The sequence below is a fragment of the Rhizobium sp. CB3090 genome (assembly GCF_029714285.1).
GTDB lineage: Bacteria > Pseudomonadota > Alphaproteobacteria > Rhizobiales > Rhizobiaceae > Rhizobium.
Genome location: NZ_CP121662.1, coordinates 3,537,501 through 3,556,110, shown reverse-complemented (window position 1 = coordinate 3,556,110; position 18,610 = coordinate 3,537,501). Strand labels below are relative to the sequence as shown.

The 18,610-nt window shown below is 59.0% G+C and carries 14 protein-coding genes, 1 tRNA gene and 2 rRNA genes (1 of these 17 running past the window's edge); 8 read left to right on the top strand and 9 right to left on the bottom strand.

Annotation, left to right across the window (positions count from 1 at the left end; translation table 11 throughout):
• Positions 1-31: 31 nt before the first annotated feature.
• The 3 genes from QA646_RS17040 to QA646_RS17030 form a co-directional block, all read right to left on the bottom strand.
• Positions 32-1,714 (bottom strand): hypothetical protein, encoded by a 1,683-nt coding sequence (locus QA646_RS17040; protein ID WP_283056570.1) that lies wholly within the window; start codon positions 1,712-1,714, stop codon positions 32-34.
• 341 nt (positions 1,715-2,055) lie between these two features.
• Positions 2,056-2,682 (bottom strand): ribonuclease D, encoded by a 627-nt coding sequence (locus tag QA646_RS17035; protein WP_283056569.1) that lies wholly within the window; start codon positions 2,680-2,682, stop codon positions 2,056-2,058.
• A 119-nt stretch (positions 2,683-2,801) separates the two neighbouring features.
• Entirely contained in the window at positions 2,802-3,575 is a 774-nt protein-coding gene (locus tag QA646_RS17030) for a metallophosphoesterase (RefSeq protein WP_283056568.1), read from the bottom strand.
• Positions 3,576-3,823: 248 nt separating this feature from the next.
• Here QA646_RS17030 and copC point away from each other — a divergent pair, with 248 nt between their 5' ends.
• Positions 3,824-4,192, top strand: a complete 369-nt coding sequence (gene copC / locus QA646_RS17025) for a copper homeostasis periplasmic binding protein CopC (RefSeq protein ID WP_283056567.1) — start codon at positions 3,824-3,826, stop codon at positions 4,190-4,192.
• Between the two features lie 53 nt (positions 4,193-4,245).
• Positions 4,246-5,076 carry a copper homeostasis membrane protein CopD gene (gene copD / locus QA646_RS17020; protein ID WP_283056566.1) on the top strand — a complete coding sequence of 277 codons (831 nt, stop codon included), beginning with the start codon at positions 4,246-4,248 and terminating at the stop codon, positions 5,074-5,076.
• Between the two features lie 3 nt (positions 5,077-5,079).
• On the opposite strand, the gene QA646_RS17015 is transcribed toward copD, so the two are convergent.
• Both QA646_RS17015 and QA646_RS17010 read right to left on the bottom strand, forming a co-directional pair.
• The gene (locus QA646_RS17015) at positions 5,080-5,850 is read right to left on the bottom strand and encodes a TIM barrel protein (RefSeq protein ID WP_283056565.1); all 771 of its coding nucleotides are present in this window, start codon (positions 5,848-5,850) and stop codon (positions 5,080-5,082) included.
• Between the two features lie 73 nt (positions 5,851-5,923).
• A complete protein-coding gene (locus QA646_RS17010) occupies positions 5,924-6,868 on the bottom strand; it encodes a helix-turn-helix domain-containing protein (protein WP_283058900.1) in 945 nt (314 codons plus the stop codon).
• 86 nt (positions 6,869-6,954) lie between these two features.
• Here QA646_RS17010 and QA646_RS17005 point away from each other — a divergent pair, with 86 nt between their 5' ends.
• From QA646_RS17005 to QA646_RS16980, 6 genes are all read left to right on the top strand, one after another.
• Entirely contained in the window at positions 6,955-8,229 is a 1,275-nt protein-coding gene (locus tag QA646_RS17005; protein ID WP_283056564.1) for a sugar ABC transporter substrate-binding protein, read from the top strand.
• A 212-nt stretch (positions 8,230-8,441) separates the two neighbouring features.
• Complete coding sequence (locus QA646_RS17000; protein ID WP_283056563.1) at positions 8,442-9,302, top strand: sugar ABC transporter permease; 861 nt, start codon at positions 8,442-8,444, stop codon at positions 9,300-9,302.
• Positions 9,299-10,135, top strand: coding sequence for a carbohydrate ABC transporter permease (locus tag QA646_RS16995; RefSeq protein WP_283056562.1), 837 nt, complete (start codon positions 9,299-9,301; stop codon positions 10,133-10,135). Before QA646_RS17000 ends, QA646_RS16995 begins: the two co-directional genes overlap by 4 nt.
• A gap of 14 nt (positions 10,136-10,149) precedes the next feature.
• Positions 10,150-11,238, top strand: a complete 1,089-nt coding sequence (gene ugpC, locus QA646_RS16990; RefSeq protein WP_283056561.1) for a sn-glycerol-3-phosphate ABC transporter ATP-binding protein UgpC — start codon at positions 10,150-10,152, stop codon at positions 11,236-11,238.
• 88 nt (positions 11,239-11,326) lie between these two features.
• On the top strand, positions 11,327-13,330 hold the full coding sequence (locus tag QA646_RS16985; RefSeq protein WP_283056560.1) for an aldo/keto reductase: 2,004 nt from the start codon (positions 11,327-11,329) through the stop codon (positions 13,328-13,330).
• Between the two features lie 111 nt (positions 13,331-13,441).
• A protein-coding gene (locus tag QA646_RS16980) for an IS630 family transposase (RefSeq protein WP_283056559.1) occupies positions 13,442-14,523 on the top strand; the annotation gives its coding sequence in 2 pieces (ribosomal slippage) (positions 13,442-13,978 and positions 13,981-14,523; 1,080 coding nt in all).
• Positions 14,524-14,633: 110 nt separating this feature from the next.
• On the opposite strand, the gene QA646_RS16975 is transcribed toward QA646_RS16980, so the two are convergent.
• The 4 genes from QA646_RS16975 to QA646_RS16960 all read right to left on the bottom strand — a co-directional run.
• Positions 14,634-15,152 carry a methylated-DNA--[protein]-cysteine S-methyltransferase gene (locus QA646_RS16975; RefSeq protein WP_283056558.1) on the bottom strand — a complete coding sequence of 173 codons (519 nt, stop codon included), beginning with the start codon at positions 15,150-15,152 and terminating at the stop codon, positions 14,634-14,636.
• A 513-nt stretch (positions 15,153-15,665) separates the two neighbouring features.
• Positions 15,666-15,742: transfer RNA gene (locus QA646_RS16970), tRNA-Met, on the bottom strand.
• A gap of 203 nt (positions 15,743-15,945) precedes the next feature.
• Positions 15,946-16,060, bottom strand: a 5S ribosomal RNA gene (gene rrf / locus QA646_RS16965).
• Between the two features lie 162 nt (positions 16,061-16,222).
• Positions 16,223-18,610 (bottom strand): 23S ribosomal RNA (locus QA646_RS16960) (it continues 575 nt past the right edge of the window).

The following is an 18,610-nucleotide window of genomic DNA, read 5'->3' as shown; positions in this document are numbered from 1 at the left end:
GATGAACGCACGGCGCTCTGACGCGGCCCGGCTATTCCCATTCCACCATGCGCTGATAGAAATCGAAGGCGTGATCGTGCAGGGAGTCCAGCGGTGCGGGTGCGGGCAGCGCGAGCGGTTCTGGCGCAACGGCGCCGGCTTCTGAGGACGCTGCTTCGGCGTCGGCCTCGTCGGATGCCTCTGCGGCCGGCTGATGCACTTCCTCAGGCTGGGAATGCCCCTCACTTTCGTCCTGCGCCGTTTCTCCGCCCTGCCCTTGCTCGTGCTCCTCCTCATCGGCGGGGTCGACGCGATCGACCCTTTCTAGGTCCTCGTCGTCGATGGGGACATCCGCCGGCAAATATTGTGCGATGGCAAAAGGAATGCCCGGCGGCAGCGGGACCTGCGTTCCCATCTGCGCCGCGGCATCGGGCATATCCATGGCGAGCGCCGCCAGCGCACCACCCGATGATTTGCTCTGAAGTGCAGCCGGCGCGTTCGGTATCTCATCGGGAGAGACCGCGTTCTGGCTTGCCATGGTGGCGGCAAGATTTCGGGTGCCCTCATTGGCGACCGTCTGCGGCAGCGACAGCACGTTCTTCCGATCGTCGGTATTGGCGGTAAGCGCCTGCGCGATGATACGTTCTGCCGAGGATGCGTCCTCTTGGATAATCTGCAGTAGCCCGGGTCCGGTGGCGTCGATGGCGCGACCTGTGACAACTTGCAGCCCTTCCTTGATATCGGCCCTGATCTGCTGGATATCCCGCGGTACAGGCGGCGGCGTAACGGGGGATCTGATCAGAGCGATTTCCGTGGGAAGCTTCTCCTCGGCCGGCGTAGCTGACGATATGTTGCCCGCTACGGGGATGGCGTTTTGCGGATGGACGGTCTCGCCGTCGCCGGCATCGATGAGAAGCGCGTTTGCAGCCGGCGGAATCGGGGCGGATTGCTGATTTGGGACGGCCTGTGAAGTCGAGGCGGATTCGTCAGGCAAGACCCCCGGCTCCAAAATCGCCGCAGCAACGAGAACTGCCTGCGCCGGTGCAATCGCCACCGGCACTTCCTCAGGCACCTGCGCGGCAATTGCGGCGAGGACAGCCACGGGTGCTGGCGCTGCAGCGCTCTCCGGCGAAGCCGGCAGAGCTGCCGGAGCAGCCGCGGGAGCAGCGTCCGGGGCCTTTTGGATCGCCTGTGCCGGGACTTGGGCCTGCGGTTCGATCGCCTCTGTTTCACCGGCATTCTGGCCGTAGGAATTGACGACAGCCTTGATGACCGCATCGGGCTCCTGTGTCAGTGTCGCATCCAGGCTGATGGCGATTTGCACGGCTTCCGGCCCATCCGGATTGGCCAGGACCTCGGCAATGAGAGGCAGCGGCAGCGGCGTTTCCGCCTGCATGTCCATGAGTTGCTGGGCTGCGGCAAGCTGTTGCGGCGGCAGGTTGCGGATCGTATCGGCCAGCCGCTGTGCCAAAGCGGAATTGCTCTCATCCGGCTCGCGCGCAACATTCAGCGCCGCGCTGGCGTCATCGATGACGGAGAGCAGGCTGTCGAACATCCGCTCGCGCGCCGCCACCAGCAGCATGTTCAGCTTGCCTTCGACACTGGCGTTCATGGTATTCGGCAGCACGGCAAGCGGCGTCGCAGCCGCCTGCGCACCAGACGTTTCGGCGGTGGCAACCGCCGGCTTTTCAAGGGCTATACCCAAAGCGGACACGGCACTCACGGGAGACAACATGGGATGCTCCTTTGTCTGAAAAGACGGAAGCAGAAGGCAGGTTCAGTCGGGGTCCGCTCATGCGGCCATCAGCGATTCGAAAGCCGGTGGACTGGCTGGTCGACGCGGGAAGACGTCGGTCGAATGCATGAAATCAGGGGTAGAATAGCAGGATGTCTCTTAACAGATTGCTAACCAGAGCGGTTCAGCGTTCCACGGAATCGCTTTTCCGCTCTATCCCTTTGTTTTTACGCATTCCGGACGGAAAACCGCTTCGCACTTTTCCTGGAATTGCTCCAACGAGCCGACGCCACATCCGCGGCACCGGCTTTTTCATTTCAATCTGTTTTTGACTCGGCCGATCAGCTATGTGCGAAAATATCGGTCTCTTCCCAGCCGAGCAGGTCCAGCTTCGCTCGCGTCGGCAGGAACGTGAAGCAGGCATTGGCATGCTCGATACGGCCGTCGCGCACAAGGCGCTCCTTCAGCTTGTCGCGCAGCGCATGCAGGTAAAGCACATCGGAGGCGGCATATTCGAGCTGCGCCGGCGAAAGCGTTTCGGCCGCCCAGTCGGAAGACTGCTGCGCCTTGGAAATGTCGACCTCGAGCATCTCCTTGAGATTGTCCTTGAGGCCATGGCGGTCCGTATAGGTACGGCAGAGGCGTGAGGCAACCTTGGTGCAGAAAACCGGCATGGTGGTGACGCCAAACGTGTGGAACAGCACGGCGATATCGAAGCGGCCGTAGTGAAAGATCTTCTCGCGCGCAGGATCGGCCAGCATGGCGACAAGGTTCGGCGCCTCCTTCTGGCCGGCGGCGATGCGGATCACATCAGCGGTGCCGTCACCCGGCGAAAGCTGCACGACACAGAGTCGGTCGCGGCGCGGGATAAGGCCGAGGGTTTCGGTATCGATTGCTATGGCGCCGGTATAGCGGGCGGCATCGGCAGCGGAAATATCGCCTTCGTGATAACGGATGGTCGCGGCCATGAAGCTCTCCCTGCTCTATCGTCTGAATTCGTTTTCGTCCTGTTCTATAGAACAGACAAGGAGATAACGATACTGCGCAAGCTTAAAATGTCGGCGGCGGATACAGACCTCGTCCGGCCTCAAGTCGAGGTGATGTGGATATGGCCTTGCCACAGTCGCGCCGCCGTCAGCTTTCCGGAACGGTAGGCGCCGGTGTCGAGATTGAGCCGAAGCCCATGCGCTTCGGCTTGTTTCACCGGCGTATGGCCGTGAATGATCAGCTTCGGCAGCGGCTGCGCGCTGTCGTAAAAGCGCGAGCGGATGAAAACGAGGTCGTCGTCCTCCTGCGCCGCGATCGGCCGTTCGGGATCGATACCGGCATGGACGAACAGCACCTGCGGCGTATCCAGCAGGATCGGCAGCCGGCGGAGAAAGTTGAGATGATCGTCGGGTAGCCAGGTCCGGATGAAGGTATCGAGTTTTTTCTGCCGGGGATATTGCTGCCGTAGGGTCTGGATATCCACACCATAGGAATTCAGCGTCGCCTCGCCGCCGAGCGCGACCCAGTCATCCAGGGATATTTCACCATCGGCGTAAGCAAGCATGGCCATTTCATGATTGCCGGTGAGGCAGATCCGGTCGAAACCATTCGGCAGCGGCGCCATCAGCCGAGTAACGACCTGTGCAGAGGCCGGACCACGATCGATGAAATCGCCAAGCATGATGATCAGCTTGCGGCCGGGCAGTGCGGCAGCATCGGCGAAAATCTTGCGTTCGAGTGCACTCAGGAGATCGTAGCGGCCATGCACATCGCCGATGACATAGGTCGGCGTATCCAGGATATCGAGGCGCTCGCGACGCCGGCGCGGGCTGAAGCCGCGAGCCACTTTCTCGCGTATGATACTTGCCGCCATGAAACTCCCTCATCGAAATGTCACCATCCCGAGCGCGCTACCCTCCTAAGCAAAAATAATCGAAAAGCGACAATTCTTTGCCGAATACGGGAATAAGCGCTTCAGCCCGATGTCTATGTCGACGGAAGTCACCAATAAAGCATTACCTTGCGGCAAAGCGTCCCGAACACAGCCATTTCGTATTGTGAAAATTGACATAGCATGTCCACAATTCTATCGCGCTCGGTAACCTGACAGGAGGACTTTTCATGACCAAGACCATTACCAGACTCGGCATCGCCGCCATTCTCGCCCTCGGCCTTGCGGGTCAGGCTTTTGCGCACGCACATCTGAAGTCGGCAACCCCTGCGGACAAAAGCACCATCAAAACTTCACCCAGCGAACTGGACCTCACCTTCAGCGAAGGCCTGAACCTGAAATTCTCCGGCATCAAAGTGACCGGCCCCGACAAGGCAGTCGTCAAGCTCGGCGATGCCATGCTGATGCAGAACGACACCGTGCTGATGGTTCCCGTCTCCGGAACGCTTGGCGCCGGCACCTATACCGTCGAATGGCATGCCCTTTCCGCTGACGGCCATAAAACCAATGGCAGCTACACCTTCACAGTAAAACCTTGATCGATCCGAACACAGCGATCGAGGCGTGCCGCTTCTTTCACGATGCATCCCTGATGCTTCTGTGGGGCGCCTCGGCCTTTCTCTGCTTTCTGGTGCCGACAGTGTTGGCGGAGAAGGTGTGGCGGATGTTCGGCATCGCCCCTTTCCTTGCGGTGCTGGTTGCCGGGCTGACCATGCTTGCCTCGCTGCCGCTTGCAAGCGCCACCATCGGCAATGGCTGGAGCGATGCTTTCGATGCCGGCACGATCCACGACATTCTGTTCGAAACCACGGTCGGTCAGGCGTGGCTTGCCCAAGCCGCCGCCGCCCTCATCCTCGTTCTTGCCTTTCTGCCATCAGCGCGCTGGCGACGCCCCGGCGTTGCGCTCGGTTCCGGTCTCGGCCTTGCCGCCCTCATGCTGACCGGTCACGCCTCAATGCATGAAGGTTGGTTGAGGCTCGCCCATCGCTCCAATGACATCCTTCACGTCCTGGCCGGCGGCGGTTGGCTGGGTGCCCTGGTGCCTCTCGTCCCGATCCTCCGGCTTCTGAACACACCTGAAGAGCGGGCAGAGGCGCTGTTGGCGCTTCGGCGCTTCTCCGCCGTCGGGCATGGTGCCGTGGCGCTGGTCATCGCCTCCGGCTTCGTCAATACGATGCTGGTCCTTCAGCGCCTGCCGACCAACTGGTCATCCCCCTATCAGGCGCTGCTTGCCGTCAAGATCGTGCTTGTCGCCGGAATGAGCCTGTTGGCGATCATCAACCGTTACATCCTCGTGCCCCGGATGCGGCATGATCGGGCTCGGGCTTTGAGCGCCATCCGCCGCGGCAGTATTGCCGAGATCGTCCTCGGTATCGCCGTCATCGCGCTGGTCGCCGTCTTCGGCATGCTCGAACCCGTCTGACCGTCAGGCCGACAGCGCCCTCACCACCGCACGAACCGCCTCTGCATCCTCCGTTTTCGGCCTGTATTCGAGCCCGACCCTGCCGCTATAACCATGGGCAAACAGCCAATTCAGGCGATTACGCAGATCGATACTGCCGGTGCCGGGATCGTTTCGGCCTGGGTGATCGGCGACGTGGACATGGACTATGCGGTCGGCGCGTTCGGCGACTACATCTTCCGTCCGTTCGCCCATAACGGCCGAATGGTAGATATCGTAGACGATACCGATTTCCGGTCGATCTACCTGATCGACGATATCCAAGCCTTCCGCCGTCGAGGACAAATAGTAGCCGATATGATCGATCCTGGTATTCAGCGGTTCCAGGCCGAGACGTATGGCCGAACCGCTCAAGATATCGGCGCCGGCGCTCAAGGCGGAGATCAAAGCTTCGCGCTGTTCGGCGCGTGAAAACTCCAGCAAATCGTCACCCGCTTGCGCGATCAAAACCGTGGCACCCAGGCGCTCCGCTACACCGGCGGACGCCTGCAACCCCTCCAGCCAGGCATCTTTATTCGCCGGATTCGTCAGCGCTATCATCGGCTCGGCGACTATGCCCGAGATAGCGATCCCCGTCTCCTCGACCACGGATGCGATCGCATCCAGATCCTTGTTCGTCCAGCGCCAGAACTCGACTGCGCTCAATCCGGCCTGATGCGCCAGCCGAATACGGTCGACAAAATCGTCGCCTTCGCGGGCGAATAGCCATTCGATACATGCCGAAAATTGCCGCATGAAGACCCTCCTCCAAAGAACATACCCTGCGGCGGCGTGCGCCTCATCGGCAGCGGCAGCAAGAGGCCAGTGGTCACAATTGTTGGGCAGACCGGCGTAGCGCAGGCTGGGCGCCTTCGACGCTCATTGCCGTAACCATGCGCATGTCCCGGCGGAAATCCGAAGGCGACATGCCGGCAATATGCCGGAAGGATTTGTTGAAGGCGCTGATCGAGCCGAAGCCGCTGTCCATCGCTACCTGCAGCACATTGGCGCCCTCGCGCATCAGCATGGCCTGGGCGCGCGACAGGCGCAGCAGGTTGACATATTTGCTGAGCGTCATGCCGGTGGATTTCTTGAAAAGGTTCATCGCATATTTCGGATGCAGATCCGCCGCCTTGGCGATATCGACCGTATCGATATCGTGCAGGAAATTGCCGGCAATGAAATCGCACATCCGCGCCAGGCTGCGCGACGACTGCGAATGGACCTGTTCGCTCGGCTGGTGCTCCCGCTTTTCCGGCAGCATACGATAGGGCTCGAAGGCGATGCGCTCCAGGCGCAGCAGGAGTTCGGCAACCGCATGTTCTGCCTTGGCCGGATCGCCGGAGCGGGCATAGCGATACCAGCGGGCGAAATTCTCGTTGTCGGCGGCATCCGTCGCGGAGGTGACCAGGGTCTCGCCTCGCATCAGGCGGCCGGAAATATCGAGCGGCAGGCGCATGCGGAAGAAATGCACCAGCGGCAGATGCGCGCCGGCATAGATCGAATCTTCCGACGAATCATCCATCTGATGCGGCTGCCCACCCCAGAACACGCAGATATCGCCGGCACGGAGCTGAATTTCATGGTCGTTCATGCGGTAGTGAACCGTGCCGCGTATAAGGTAATTCACCTCGACCTGCGCATGCCAATGCGGCTTCACCATCAGGGGCGGATGGGTATGAAACATCTGCAGGGTCGTCGGCAGCCCTTCGATGCTGCTCGCACCCGGCTGATAAACCGCTCGATGACCCACCTTACTTTCCGCCAAGTCAATGTTCCTTTTTTAGGAGACAGAAGTGCACTGGAAGCTAGTTTAAGCGTGTTCGATAGAGGACGGCAATTGAAAAGGGAGGATTTTCAATGCGTTTAAAACTCGCGGGAGCGGCTGCACTTGCTGCCCTGCTCGCTTCCGGTTCTGCTTACGCCGAACAAACCACCATCACAGTCTGGAGCTGGAACATCGCCGCGTCGGCGCTGAAATCCACGGTCGAGGGGTTCAACAAGAAATATCCTGACATCAAGGTTGATGTTCAGGACATCGGCAATCCGCAGGTCTTCGACAAGATGCTGGCCGCTTGCGCCGCCGGCGGCGACGGTCTGCCCGACGTCATGTCGATCGAAAATCACAAGGCATCGATCTTCTGGAACCGCTTTCCGGACTGCCTGACCGATCTGACGAAGCTCGGCTACACGGATCAGCTCAAGAAGCAGTTCCCTGACTTCAAGCGTGCCGAACTCGAAGTCGGCGATGCCGCCTATGCAATGCCCTGGGATTCCGGCCCGGTCACCATGTTCTACCGCCGCGATTTCTATGAAAAGGCGGGCGTCGATCCGGCAACGATCAAGACCTGGGACGATTTCATTGCCGCCGGCAAGAAGATCTCCGCCGCCAATCCGGGCGTGATCATGACACAGGCCGATCTCAACGGCGACACCGAATGGTTCCGCATGCTCGCCAACGAACAGGGCTGCGGTTATTTCTCGTATGACAGCCAGAGCATCACCGTCAACCAACCGGCCTGCGTGAAGGCGCTGGACAAGGTGAAGGAGATCAAAGACGCGGGCCTGATGAGCGCGGCGAACTGGAACGAGAAAATTCAGGCGAACACGGCCGGCAAAGTGGCATCGCAGCTCTACGGCGGCTGGTATGAAGGCACTATCCGCTCCACCTCGCCGGATCTTGCCGGCAAATGGGGCGTCTATCCGATGCCGAGCATGACAGCCGACGGCCCGCATGCGGCCAATCTCGGCGGTTCTTCGCTCGCGATCGCCAGCGGCTCCAAGCACAAGGAAGCAGCCTGGAAATTCCTCGAATATACGCTTGGCACCAATGAGGGCCAGGTTACCATGCTGAAGTCCTACGGGCTCGTGCCGTCGCTGCTGACGGCGGTTCAAGATCCCTTCGTCAACCAGCCGCAGCCCTATTGGGGCGGGCAGAAGGTCTGGGCCGATATCCTCGCCACCCTGCCGAAAATCCGCCCGAGCCCCGGCACCCAGTATTTCAGCGACGCCGATGAGATCATAAAGGCCGTCCAGACAAAATATCTTGCCGGCGGCTATCCGAACGGCAAGGCTGCGCTTGACGATGCGGCCCAGCAGATCGCCTCGGCGACAGGTCTGCCGCTCGCGAAATGAGTGACACTGCCGGGCGCGCATCCCAAGCCACGCCCGGCATCCCCGCCACCCTAGAGCAGGATGATTTTAGGTCTGTTCGACCTAAAATCTAAATCCGCGAATAGAGCGTGACGTCGTCCGAAACCCGCCTGCACTTTTCGGCGGCACGCTCTAGGGGTGGCGGGGATGCGGTGTCACGCGTCAATTCACTGCGTATAAAGGAGAAGGCTTTCATGCGGTTGCGAAACCGGAGCGCTTATGCGTTCCTTGCACCCTATCTTCTGGTGTTCGCCGCTTTCTGGGTCTGGCCGATCATCTATTCGTTCCTGATCTCGTTCCAGAACACCCGGGTCAATCCGTGGGTCTTTAACTTGTCGCTCAATTGGGGGCGCCTGGTCGGCGACCCGGCCTTCTACAACGCGCTTCAAAACACGCTGATCATCCTGATCGTCCAGGTACCCGTCATGATCACGCTCGCCACGGTCATGGCGGTGCTGCTGAATTCACCGCTGCTGAGAGCCCGTGGCATTTTTCGCTTTGCTTTCTTCGCACCCGTCGTCGTTGGTGAGGTGGCCTATGCCGCTATCTTCCGCCTGATGTTCAACGTCGATTTCGGCATCGTCAACAAGCTGCTCGGCATGGTCGGCTTCGCACCGGTGTCGTGGTTCGCCGAATCGCATGCCGCAATGGTGCTCATCATCATCGCCGTCACCTGGCGCTGGGCGGGTTATAACGCCATCATTATCCTTTCCGGGCTGCAATCGATCCCCGAGGATGTTTACGAGGCCGCGACGCTTGACCGCGTCAACCGCTTCCAGCAATTCATCCACATCACCCTGCCGCTGTTGAAGCCGATCATTCTGTTCTGTGTGGTCCTGTCCGTCATCGGCACCATGCAGCTTTTCACCGAACCCTATCTGATCACCAATAGGGGTGGCCCCGGCGGCGGGACGGAGACGCTCGGCCTGTTGCTTTATCGCCAGGCCTTCCAGTCGACCAACTTCGGCTATGCCTCCGCAATCGCCTACACGATGGCGGCGCTCGCCGTAGTCATCTCTCTCCTCAATCTCTGGGTGGGGCGCGAACCGAAATGAAATCGAAGTCCAAATCCACTCTGATCCGCTCGCTCGCCTTGCACGGCCTGTTGGCGCCGCTCGCCATCATCTGGCTGTTTCCGCTCTGGATGATGTTCGTCTTCTCGACCATGCCCGATTATGGCATTTTCAGCCCCGGCATTGTCCTGACACCGTCGACAGCTTTCCTGGACAACGTCCGGAACCTGCAGGCCGACACCAACTTCATCGGCGCCATGACGATCTCCATCGTCGTTGCCGTCGTCTATACCTTCCTGTCGGTGCTGCTGACCTCGATGGCCGGATGGGCTCTGGTGCGCTACCAGTTTGCCGGCCGTTCGGTCGTCATCGGCATCATCCTCGGCACGATCACGCTGCCCTACTCCGTCGTCGTCATCCCGCAATTCATCATGGTGGCGCGCGATTTCGGATTGGCCAATTCATGGGTCGCGCTGATCGTTCCGCCGCTCTTCAACTCGCTCGGGGTGCTGTTCATGCGCCAGGCCTTCTCGATGATGCCGGGCGAGCTCTTTGACGCCGCCCGCGTCGAGGGCGTCAAGGAATGGCAGATCTTCCTGCGCATCGCCCTGCCGCTTGCAAGGCCAACCATGGCGGCTCTCGCCATCATCCTGTTCCTGCACTCCTGGAACAACTACCTCTGGCCGCTGCTCATCAATTCCCGGCCGGGCATGATGACGGCGCCCGTGGCGCTCGGAACGCTGATCGGCCTTACCAGGGTATCCTGGGGCGGCATCATGGCCGGTGCCGTCATGCTGACGGCGCCGATCCTTATCGTCTTCGTTCTCCTGCAGCGCCACTTCATCGCCGGCATCGCCGCCGGCGCAATCAAATAATTCCGGAGACCCGTATGGCTGAACTGTCCCTTACCAATGTCGTCAAACGCTACGGTACTCTTGAAATCATTCACGGCGCCAATCTCGACGTGAAGGACGGCGAATTCGTCGTCTTCGTCGGGCCGTCCGGTTGTGGCAAGTCCACGCTGCTGCGCATGATCGCCGGTCTCGAAGATATTTCCGGCGGCGAACTGAAGATCGGCGGCCGCGTCGTCAACGACATGGAGCCGGCCGATCGCGGCATCGCCATGGTCTTCCAGTCCTATGCCCTCTATCCGCATCTGACGGTCGAGCAGAACCTCAATTTCGGCCTGCGCATGAACGGCAACCCGAAGGCCGATACCGATCGCCGCGTAAAGCAGGCGGCCGAGATCCTGCAGATCACCGAGCTGATGCAGCGCCGGCCGAAGCAGCTTTCCGGCGGCCAGCGCCAGCGTGTCGCTATCGGCCGCGCCATTGTGCGCGAACCGCAGATATTCCTGTTCGACGAGCCGCTTTCCAACCTCGACGCGGAACTGCGCGTGCAGATGCGCGTCGAAATCTCGCGGCTCCACAAGAAGCTCGGCACGACAATGATCTATGTGACGCACGACCAAACCGAGGCGATGACTCTGGCCGACAAGATCGTCGTGTTGCGCAGCGGCAATATCGAACAAGTGGGTGCACCGCTTGATCTTTACGACGATCCCGCCAACCAGTTCGTCGCCGGCTTCGTCGGATCACCGAAAATGAATTTTCTACCGGCCGAGATCATTAGCAAGCAGGATGGCAGTGTAACGGTGGCCCTGAAAAATAAGCGCGATGTCCGTCTGTCGCTGCCGATCACCACGGCTCAAGTCGAAACCGGCCAGATGGTGACGCTCGGTGTGCGGCCGGAACATTTTCTCGAGGCTGGCCGTGGCGATATCGATGTCACCGTCGATGTCGATGTCGCCGAGCATCTCGGCAATACCAGCTACATCTATGCCAATATCGCCGGCGGCGAGCAGATCATCATCGAGCGGGAGGAATCCCGCAACACCAGCAATCGCGACACGCTGACCGTCGCGCTCTCCGCAGCCAAGACATTCCTGTTCGACGGCGCCGGCAACCGATTGCGATAGGCGCCCTCTTACCACCGCTCCCCAGTTCCACCGCTCCCAAGTCACGCCACTCCCAAGACAGCATGCAGATCTAGGAAAGGACCAATTCATGACGACCGAGACATCCATCCGCTGGGGCATCATCGGCCCCGGCAGGATCGCACAGACTTTTGCCGAAGGTGTCGCTCACTCCCGCAGCGGCAAACTGGTGGCCATCGCCAGCCGCAATCCCGATAAGCCGGGTCTCGGCGATAATTTCCCCGGTGCGCGCATCGTTAACGGCTATGAGGCTCTGCTGGCTGACAAGGAAATCGACGCGATCTATATCGCCACGCCCCATACCGGCCATGCCGAATGGGCCATCAAGGCGATCCGCGCCGGCAAGCATGTCCTCGTCGAAAAGCCGATCGCGCTGTCCGCCTATGATGCCGAAGCGATCTATTACGAAGCCAAGAAGGCTGGCGTCTTCGCTGGCGAAGCTTTCATGTACCGCGTGCATCCACAGACGGCCAAGCTGATCGAGCTGGTGAAAAGCGGCGTAATCGGCGAGATCCGCATCATCCGCTCGTCCTTCGGCTTCAATATGGGCACGGTCAAGCCGGAACACCGGCTGTTCGCCAACGACACGGCCGGCGGCGGCATTCTGGATGTCGGCGGCTATCCGGTCTCGATGGCACGGCTCATTGCCGGTGCCGTCGAAGGCAAGCCATTCCTCGACCCGGAAAAAGTCTCGGGCGTTGCCCATCTCGGCCAGACCGGCGTCGACGAATGGGCTTCGGCGGTATTGAAATTCCCGAACAATATCATCGCCGAAGTCTCCTGCTCGATCATGGCAAATCAGGACAATACGCTGCGTATCATCGGTTCCGATGGCCGCCTGGAAGTCAAGGATTTCTGGTTCGCCTCCGGCCATAAGGGTGGCATCGGCAGGATCGAGCTCATCAAAGGCGCGGAAACGCAGGTCATCGAGGTCAAGGAAGACCGTTGGCTCTATTCCTTCGAAGTCGACGCCGCGGGCGACGCCATTCGCGCCGGTCAGACGGAATTCGCTTATCCGGGCATCAACTGGGCCGATTCGATCGGAAACCTGCGCGCTCTCGATCAGTGGCGCGCCACCATCGGTCTCGAATATGAGGTCGAGAAGGCGACGCGACGGACGACGAATATCGTCGGTGCGCCGGTCACCATGGGCAACAGCATTCCGAAGCGCAGCATTCCCGGCATTGCCAAGCCGGCCTCGCTCGTCACGCTCGGCTTCGAATTCTTCCCGAATTTCGCCGCCGCATCGCTGACGCTCGACGCCTTCTATGAAGCCGGCGGCAATGCCTTCGATACGGCCTATGTCTATGGCGGCGGCAAGACGGAGAGCATATTCGGCGACTGGCACACCAGCCGCAAGGTTCCGCGCGAGGAGATCGTGCTAATCGGCAAGGGCGCGCATTCGCCGCTCTGCTATCCGGACATGATCACCAAGCAGCTCGATCAATCGCTGAACCGGCTGAAGACCGACTATGTCGATATCTATTTCATGCATCGCGACAACACGGCCATTCCGGTCGGCGAATTCGTCGATGCCATGGACGCCGAAGTCAGGGCCGGCCGCATTCGCGGCATTTTCGGCGGCTCCAACTGGACTCGTGCCCGTTTCGACGAGGCGATTGCCTATGCCGAGAAGAACGGCAAGGCGGCGCCGGCAGCTCTTTCCAACAATTTCTCGCTGGCGGAGATGCTTGATCCGATCTGGGCCGGATGCATCGCCGCCTCCGACGAGGAATGGAAGACTTGGCTGAATGCCAAGCAGATTCCGAACTTCGCGTGGTCGAGCCAGGGCCGCGGCTTCTTCACCGACCGCGCCGGCCGCGACAAGCGCAGCGACGAGGAGTTGGTCCGCGTCTGGTATTCCGACCGCAACTTCGGCCGCCGCGACCGGGCGATCGAACTGGCACAGAAGCTCGGCCGCAACCCGATCCATATCGCGCTCGCCTATGTCGTCGCCCAGCCCTTCCCCGTCATCCCGCTGATCGGCCCGCGCACGATCGCCGAGCTGGAAGACAGCCTGTCTGCGCTCGACATCAAGCTGACGCCGGAGCAGGTGAAATGGCTTGAAGGCTGATGCAAGACCGTGGCCGGCTCGGGGAACGGGGCTGACCGCTCACACGACTGATACCGAGGCTCAATGATGTTGACTCAACGGATTCCGTTTTTGGTCAAATCATGATTCAACATGGCGGAAGGAGATTTCGCCATGGGAACAGCACTGAAGATCCGCGAGGACTATACGGCTGATGAATTGCGTCGGCTGGCGAGGCAGAGCCGGGATGCAGATTGGTCCCGCCGGTTGCTTGCCTTGTCGGTCATTTACGAGGGCGGTTCGCGGAGCCAGGCGGCGTCGATTGGCGGGGTGGGTTTGCAGATCATCCGCGATTGGGTTGAGCGTTTCAATCTGCACGGTCCTGATGGTCTGAAGACAGGCAAGGCGACGGGGCGGGAGCCCTTGCTCGATGACAAGCAGCGCAAGGCGCTTGCCGAGGCGGTCGAGAAAGGTCCTGTTCCCTATCTCGATGGCGTCGTGCGCTGGAGGCTCGTTGATCTGGTGCAATGGCTTTGGCAGGAGCATCGTGTCTTGGTGAGCCGCCAGACGCTGGGGCGCGAGTTGAATGCCATGGGCTATCGCAAACTCACCGCACGTCCCAAGCACCATGCACAAGACCCGCAAGCGATCGAGGAATTTAAAAAAACTTCCCCGCCGCAGTGGCGGAAATCGCTGCCGGAGCCGCTAAAGGAAAACGAATAGAAATCTGGTTCCAGGACGAAGCCCGCATCGGCCAGAAGAACAAGATCACCCGTCGCTGGGCCAAGCGCGGAACACGGCCCTCAGCGCCGCACGACCAGCGCACGAGATCGGCCTATATCTTCGGTGCGATTTGCCCGAAGCTCGGCAAGGCCGCCGCACTCGTCATGCCGTGGTGCGACACCTATGCCATGAACCAGCATCTGATGGAAATCTCCCGCCATGTCGCCGAAGACGCCCACGCTATCCTCATCATGGATCAGGCGGGCTGGCACATGTCCAACAATCTCACCGTGCCCGAAAACGTCACCATCTTGCCGCTGCCGCCAAAGTCGCCCGAACTCAACCCGGTTGAAAACCTCTGGCAGTTCATGCGCGAAAACTGGCTCTCCAACCGCGTCTTCAAATCTTACGAGGACATCGTCGATCACTGCTGCGATGCTTGGCACAAGCTCCAACGCCAGCCTTGGCGCGTCATGTCAATCGGCCACAGAAAATGGGCCAATGAGTTCTAATCATTGAGCGTTGGTATGAGGCAGAAAACAAAAACAGCCCGCTTGGTCCGACAAGCGGGCTGTTTTTTTGCTATCAGATCAATCTCTTGTCGGGTGGACGTATTTACCCCTCACGCCGCGAAATTGAACCTTTTTGTTTCCGAGCCTTCGAACTCCAGAAGATAGGTCTTCCGCTCCAGGCCGCCAGCAAATCCCCTCAGGTCACCGGCCGGTCCGACGACCCGATGGCACGGCGCTATCCTGCCATTGGCGGCGCCGACCGCTCGGATGGCCTTGGGAGCCCCGATCTGCGCGGCAATTTCAGCATAGGAGCGGGTCTCTCCAAGAGGGATTGTGAGCAGCGCCTGCCAAACCTTCTTTTGAAATTCGGTGCCGGTGAAATCGAGCGGCAGATCAAAAACTTGTCGTTCGCCGGCAAAATATTCCTGCAACTGCCGTTCCGTCTCTATGAGAACAGGATGGCTCGCATCCTCGGCGACGATATTCAGCCGAACACGGTTCGGCCGGTCGTTGTCCCAGAGAATCGCAGCCAAGCCCTCGCGACTGGCGACGAGCTTCAACTTGCCGACAGGTGAGTTCACGATCTTGTAGACATAATCCTTCTGCGCACTTCGCGCCGTCCTGGCCATGTTGATATCCTTTTACTGGAATCGGATCAGCGAAGCGATCCTATCCCTCTATTTCATCCGATCGCTGCGAATCCGCTGCTCCTCTGATATCTGCATATCAGTCGAAATACCGGCCACGGCCCACCCGAAAAGTGTTTCAACTGAGGGAAGGCACAATATTTTCACGCCAACGAGGTGGACGCCAGCCGGCGCTGCCAACGGTGTTGCACGACAAACCAGCATCCTTGGCCGATGGACGTGGATAGTTGAGGGATCTCGATGTTGAGGGGCAGTGGTGGCGTTACCCGGAAACAGAGCCCAGAAGCGCAAGAGGCCTTTTGGGGCTTTCGCGAGCGGCGCTGAAGTGTTGGGTCGAGCGATGTTGCCTTGGAGGGATGGTTGGTTTTGGGGCAGGATTTGTTTTCAGTCGTGGTGCGTCGGCTTTGGCTCGTTGCGGTCCCCCTGAGCAGGGGTTAACTCCTCGACGCGTTACCCAATGCAAAAAGCCCGCGCGATGGCGGGCTTTTTTGCATTTGGTTGCGGGGGCAGGATTTGAACCTGCGGCCTTCAGGTTATGAGCCTGACGAGCTACCGGGCTGCTCCACCCCGCGTTACCAGCGTAAACCGCTTTGCGGTTTGTCCCGTGTTCCCGTGGCCCGATATTTCGGGGCCGAGGGTATAATTGCTTGCTTTTCGGAAGCGACAAAGGCCGCTGTTGAGCGGCCTATTGTAGCACGGCTAGGCCGTTTGTTGATCAGAGAAGATTGTAATCGGACAAACCTTATTGGGTTTGCTTTGAAGTTGCGATTGGCAGACCTGGCAGCGACCTACTCTCCCGCGTCTTGAGACGAAGTACCATGGGCGCAGGGGCGTTTCACGGCCGTGTTCGGAAAGGGAACGGGTGCAGCCACCCCGCCATAACCACCAGGTCAGCGAAGCGCAACTTCGGGCTAAACCGCGCCAGCGGTTTATGCCCTTGAGAAGCTGGCGAAGTCGCGACAAACCGCTTTGCGGTTTACGCTGATCACTTCATTTTGTCTATTTGAACACGTCTTTGGACGCTCATCCTTTGATGAGCATGAGCAATGGGAACGATCAAGCCAATCGAGCTATTAGTACCGGTAAGCTTCATGCGTTGCCGCACTTCCACACCCGGCCTATCGACGTGGTCGTCTACCACGGCTCTGATAGGGAACACTCGTTTTCAGGTTGGTTTCCCGCTTAGATGCCTTCAGCGGTTATCCATTCCATATATAGCTACCCTGCTATGCCCTTGGCAGGACAACAGGTCCACCAGAGATATGTCCATCCCGGTCCTCTCGTACTAGGGACAGATCCTGTCAATATTCCTACACCCACGGCAGATAGGGACCGAACTGTCTCACGACGTTCTGAACCCAGCTCACGTACCGCTTTAATTGGCGAACAGCCAAACCCTTGGGACCTGCTCCAGCCCCAGGATGCGATGAGCCGACATCGAGGTGCCAAACAACCCCGTCGATATGGACTCTTGGGGGTCATCAGCCTGTTATCCCCGGCGTACCTTTTATCCGTTGAGCGATGGCCCTTCCACGCGGGACCACCGGATCACTATGACCGACTTTCGTCTCTGCTCGACTTGTCAGTCTCGCAGTCAGGCGGGCTTATGCCATTGCACTCGACGACCGATTTCCGACCGGTCTGAGCCCACCATCGCGCGCCTCCGTTACTCTTTCGGAGGCGACCGCCCCAGTCAAACTACCCACCATACACTGTCCCGGATCCGGATGACGGACCGCGGTTAGACATCCATGACGATAAGGGTGGTATTTCAAGGATGGCTCCACAAGAACTGGCGTCCCTGCTTCAAAGCCTACCACCTATCCTACACATGCCGACACGAATGCCAGTGTAAAGCTATAGTAAAGGTGCACGGGGTCTTTCCGTCTGACCGCAGGAACCCCGCATCTTCACGGGGAATTCAATTTCACTGAGTCTATGTTGGAGACAGCGGGGAAGTCGTTACGCCATTCGTGCAGGTCGGAACTTACCCGACAAGGAATTTCGCTACCTTAGGACCGTTATAGTTACGGCCGCCGTTTACTGGGGCTTCGATTCAGAGCTTGCACCCCTCCTCTTAACCTTCCAGCACCGGGCAGGCGTCAGACCCTATACGTCGTCTTGCGACTTCGCAGAGCCCTGTGTTTTTGGTAAACAGTCGCTACCCCCTGGTCTGTGCCACCCTCTCCTACTTGCGTAAAAAAGGGTCACGCTTCTTCCGAAGTTACGCGTGCAATTTGCCGAGTTCCTTCAACATAGTTCTCTCAAGCGCCTTGGTATACTCTACCTGACCACCTGTGTCGGTTTCGGGTACGGTCTATACGGTGGAGCTATTTCCTGGAACCGCGTCCCTGCAAGATCAATCCAATAAGACCTTACAAGTTGAGCAATCCGTCACTACCACCAGGCCCACGAATATTAACGTGGTTCCCATCGACTACGCGTGTCCGCCTCGTCTTAGGGGCCGGCTAACCCTGCTCAGATTAACTTTAAGCAGGAACCCTTGGTCTTTCGGCGAGAGGGTCTCTCACCCTCTTTATCGTTACTCATGTCAACATTCGCACTTCCGATACCTCCAGGATGCCTCACGGCTGTCCCTTCACAGGCTTACGGAACGCTCCGCTACCACTCCTCAAAGAGGAATCCTCAGCTTCGGTGCATGGCTTTAGCCCCGTTACATTTTCGGCGCAAAGACCCTTGACTAGACCAGTGAGCTGTTACGCTTTCTTTAAATGATGGCTGCTTCTAAGCCAACATCCTGGTTGTTTTGGGATCCTCACATCCTTTCCCACTTAGCCATGACTTGGGGACCTTAGCTGGAGGTTAGGGTTGTTGCCCTTTTCACGACGGACGTTAGCACCCGCCGTGTGTCTGCCTGGTAGTACTTCCCGGTATTCGGAGTTTGGTTAGGATCAGTAAGACGGTGAGTCCCCATAGCCCATCCAGTGCTCTACCCCCGGGAGTATTCGCCAGACGCTCTACCTAAATAGATTTCGCGGAGAACCAGCTATTTCCGAGTTTGATTGGCCTTTCACCCCTAGCCACAAGTCATCCCAATCTATTGCAACAGATGCGGGTTCGGTCCTCCAGTTGGTGTTACCCAACCTTCAACCTGCTCATGGCTAGATCACTCGGTTTCGGGTCTAATGCAACAAACTATATCGCCCTATTCAGACTCGCTTTCGCTTCGCCTACACCTACCGGCTTAAGCTTGCTTGTTACACTAAGTCGTTGACCCATTATACAAAAGGTACGCCGTCACCCTTTCGGGCTCCGACTGTTTGTAGGCATCCAGTTTCAGGTTCTATTTCACTCCCCTTGTCGGGGTGCTTTTCACCTTTCCCTCACGGTACTGGTTCGCTATCGGTCATGCACGAGTACTTAGGCTTGGAGAGTGGTCTCCCCATGTTCAGACAGGATTTCTCGTGTCCCGCCCTACT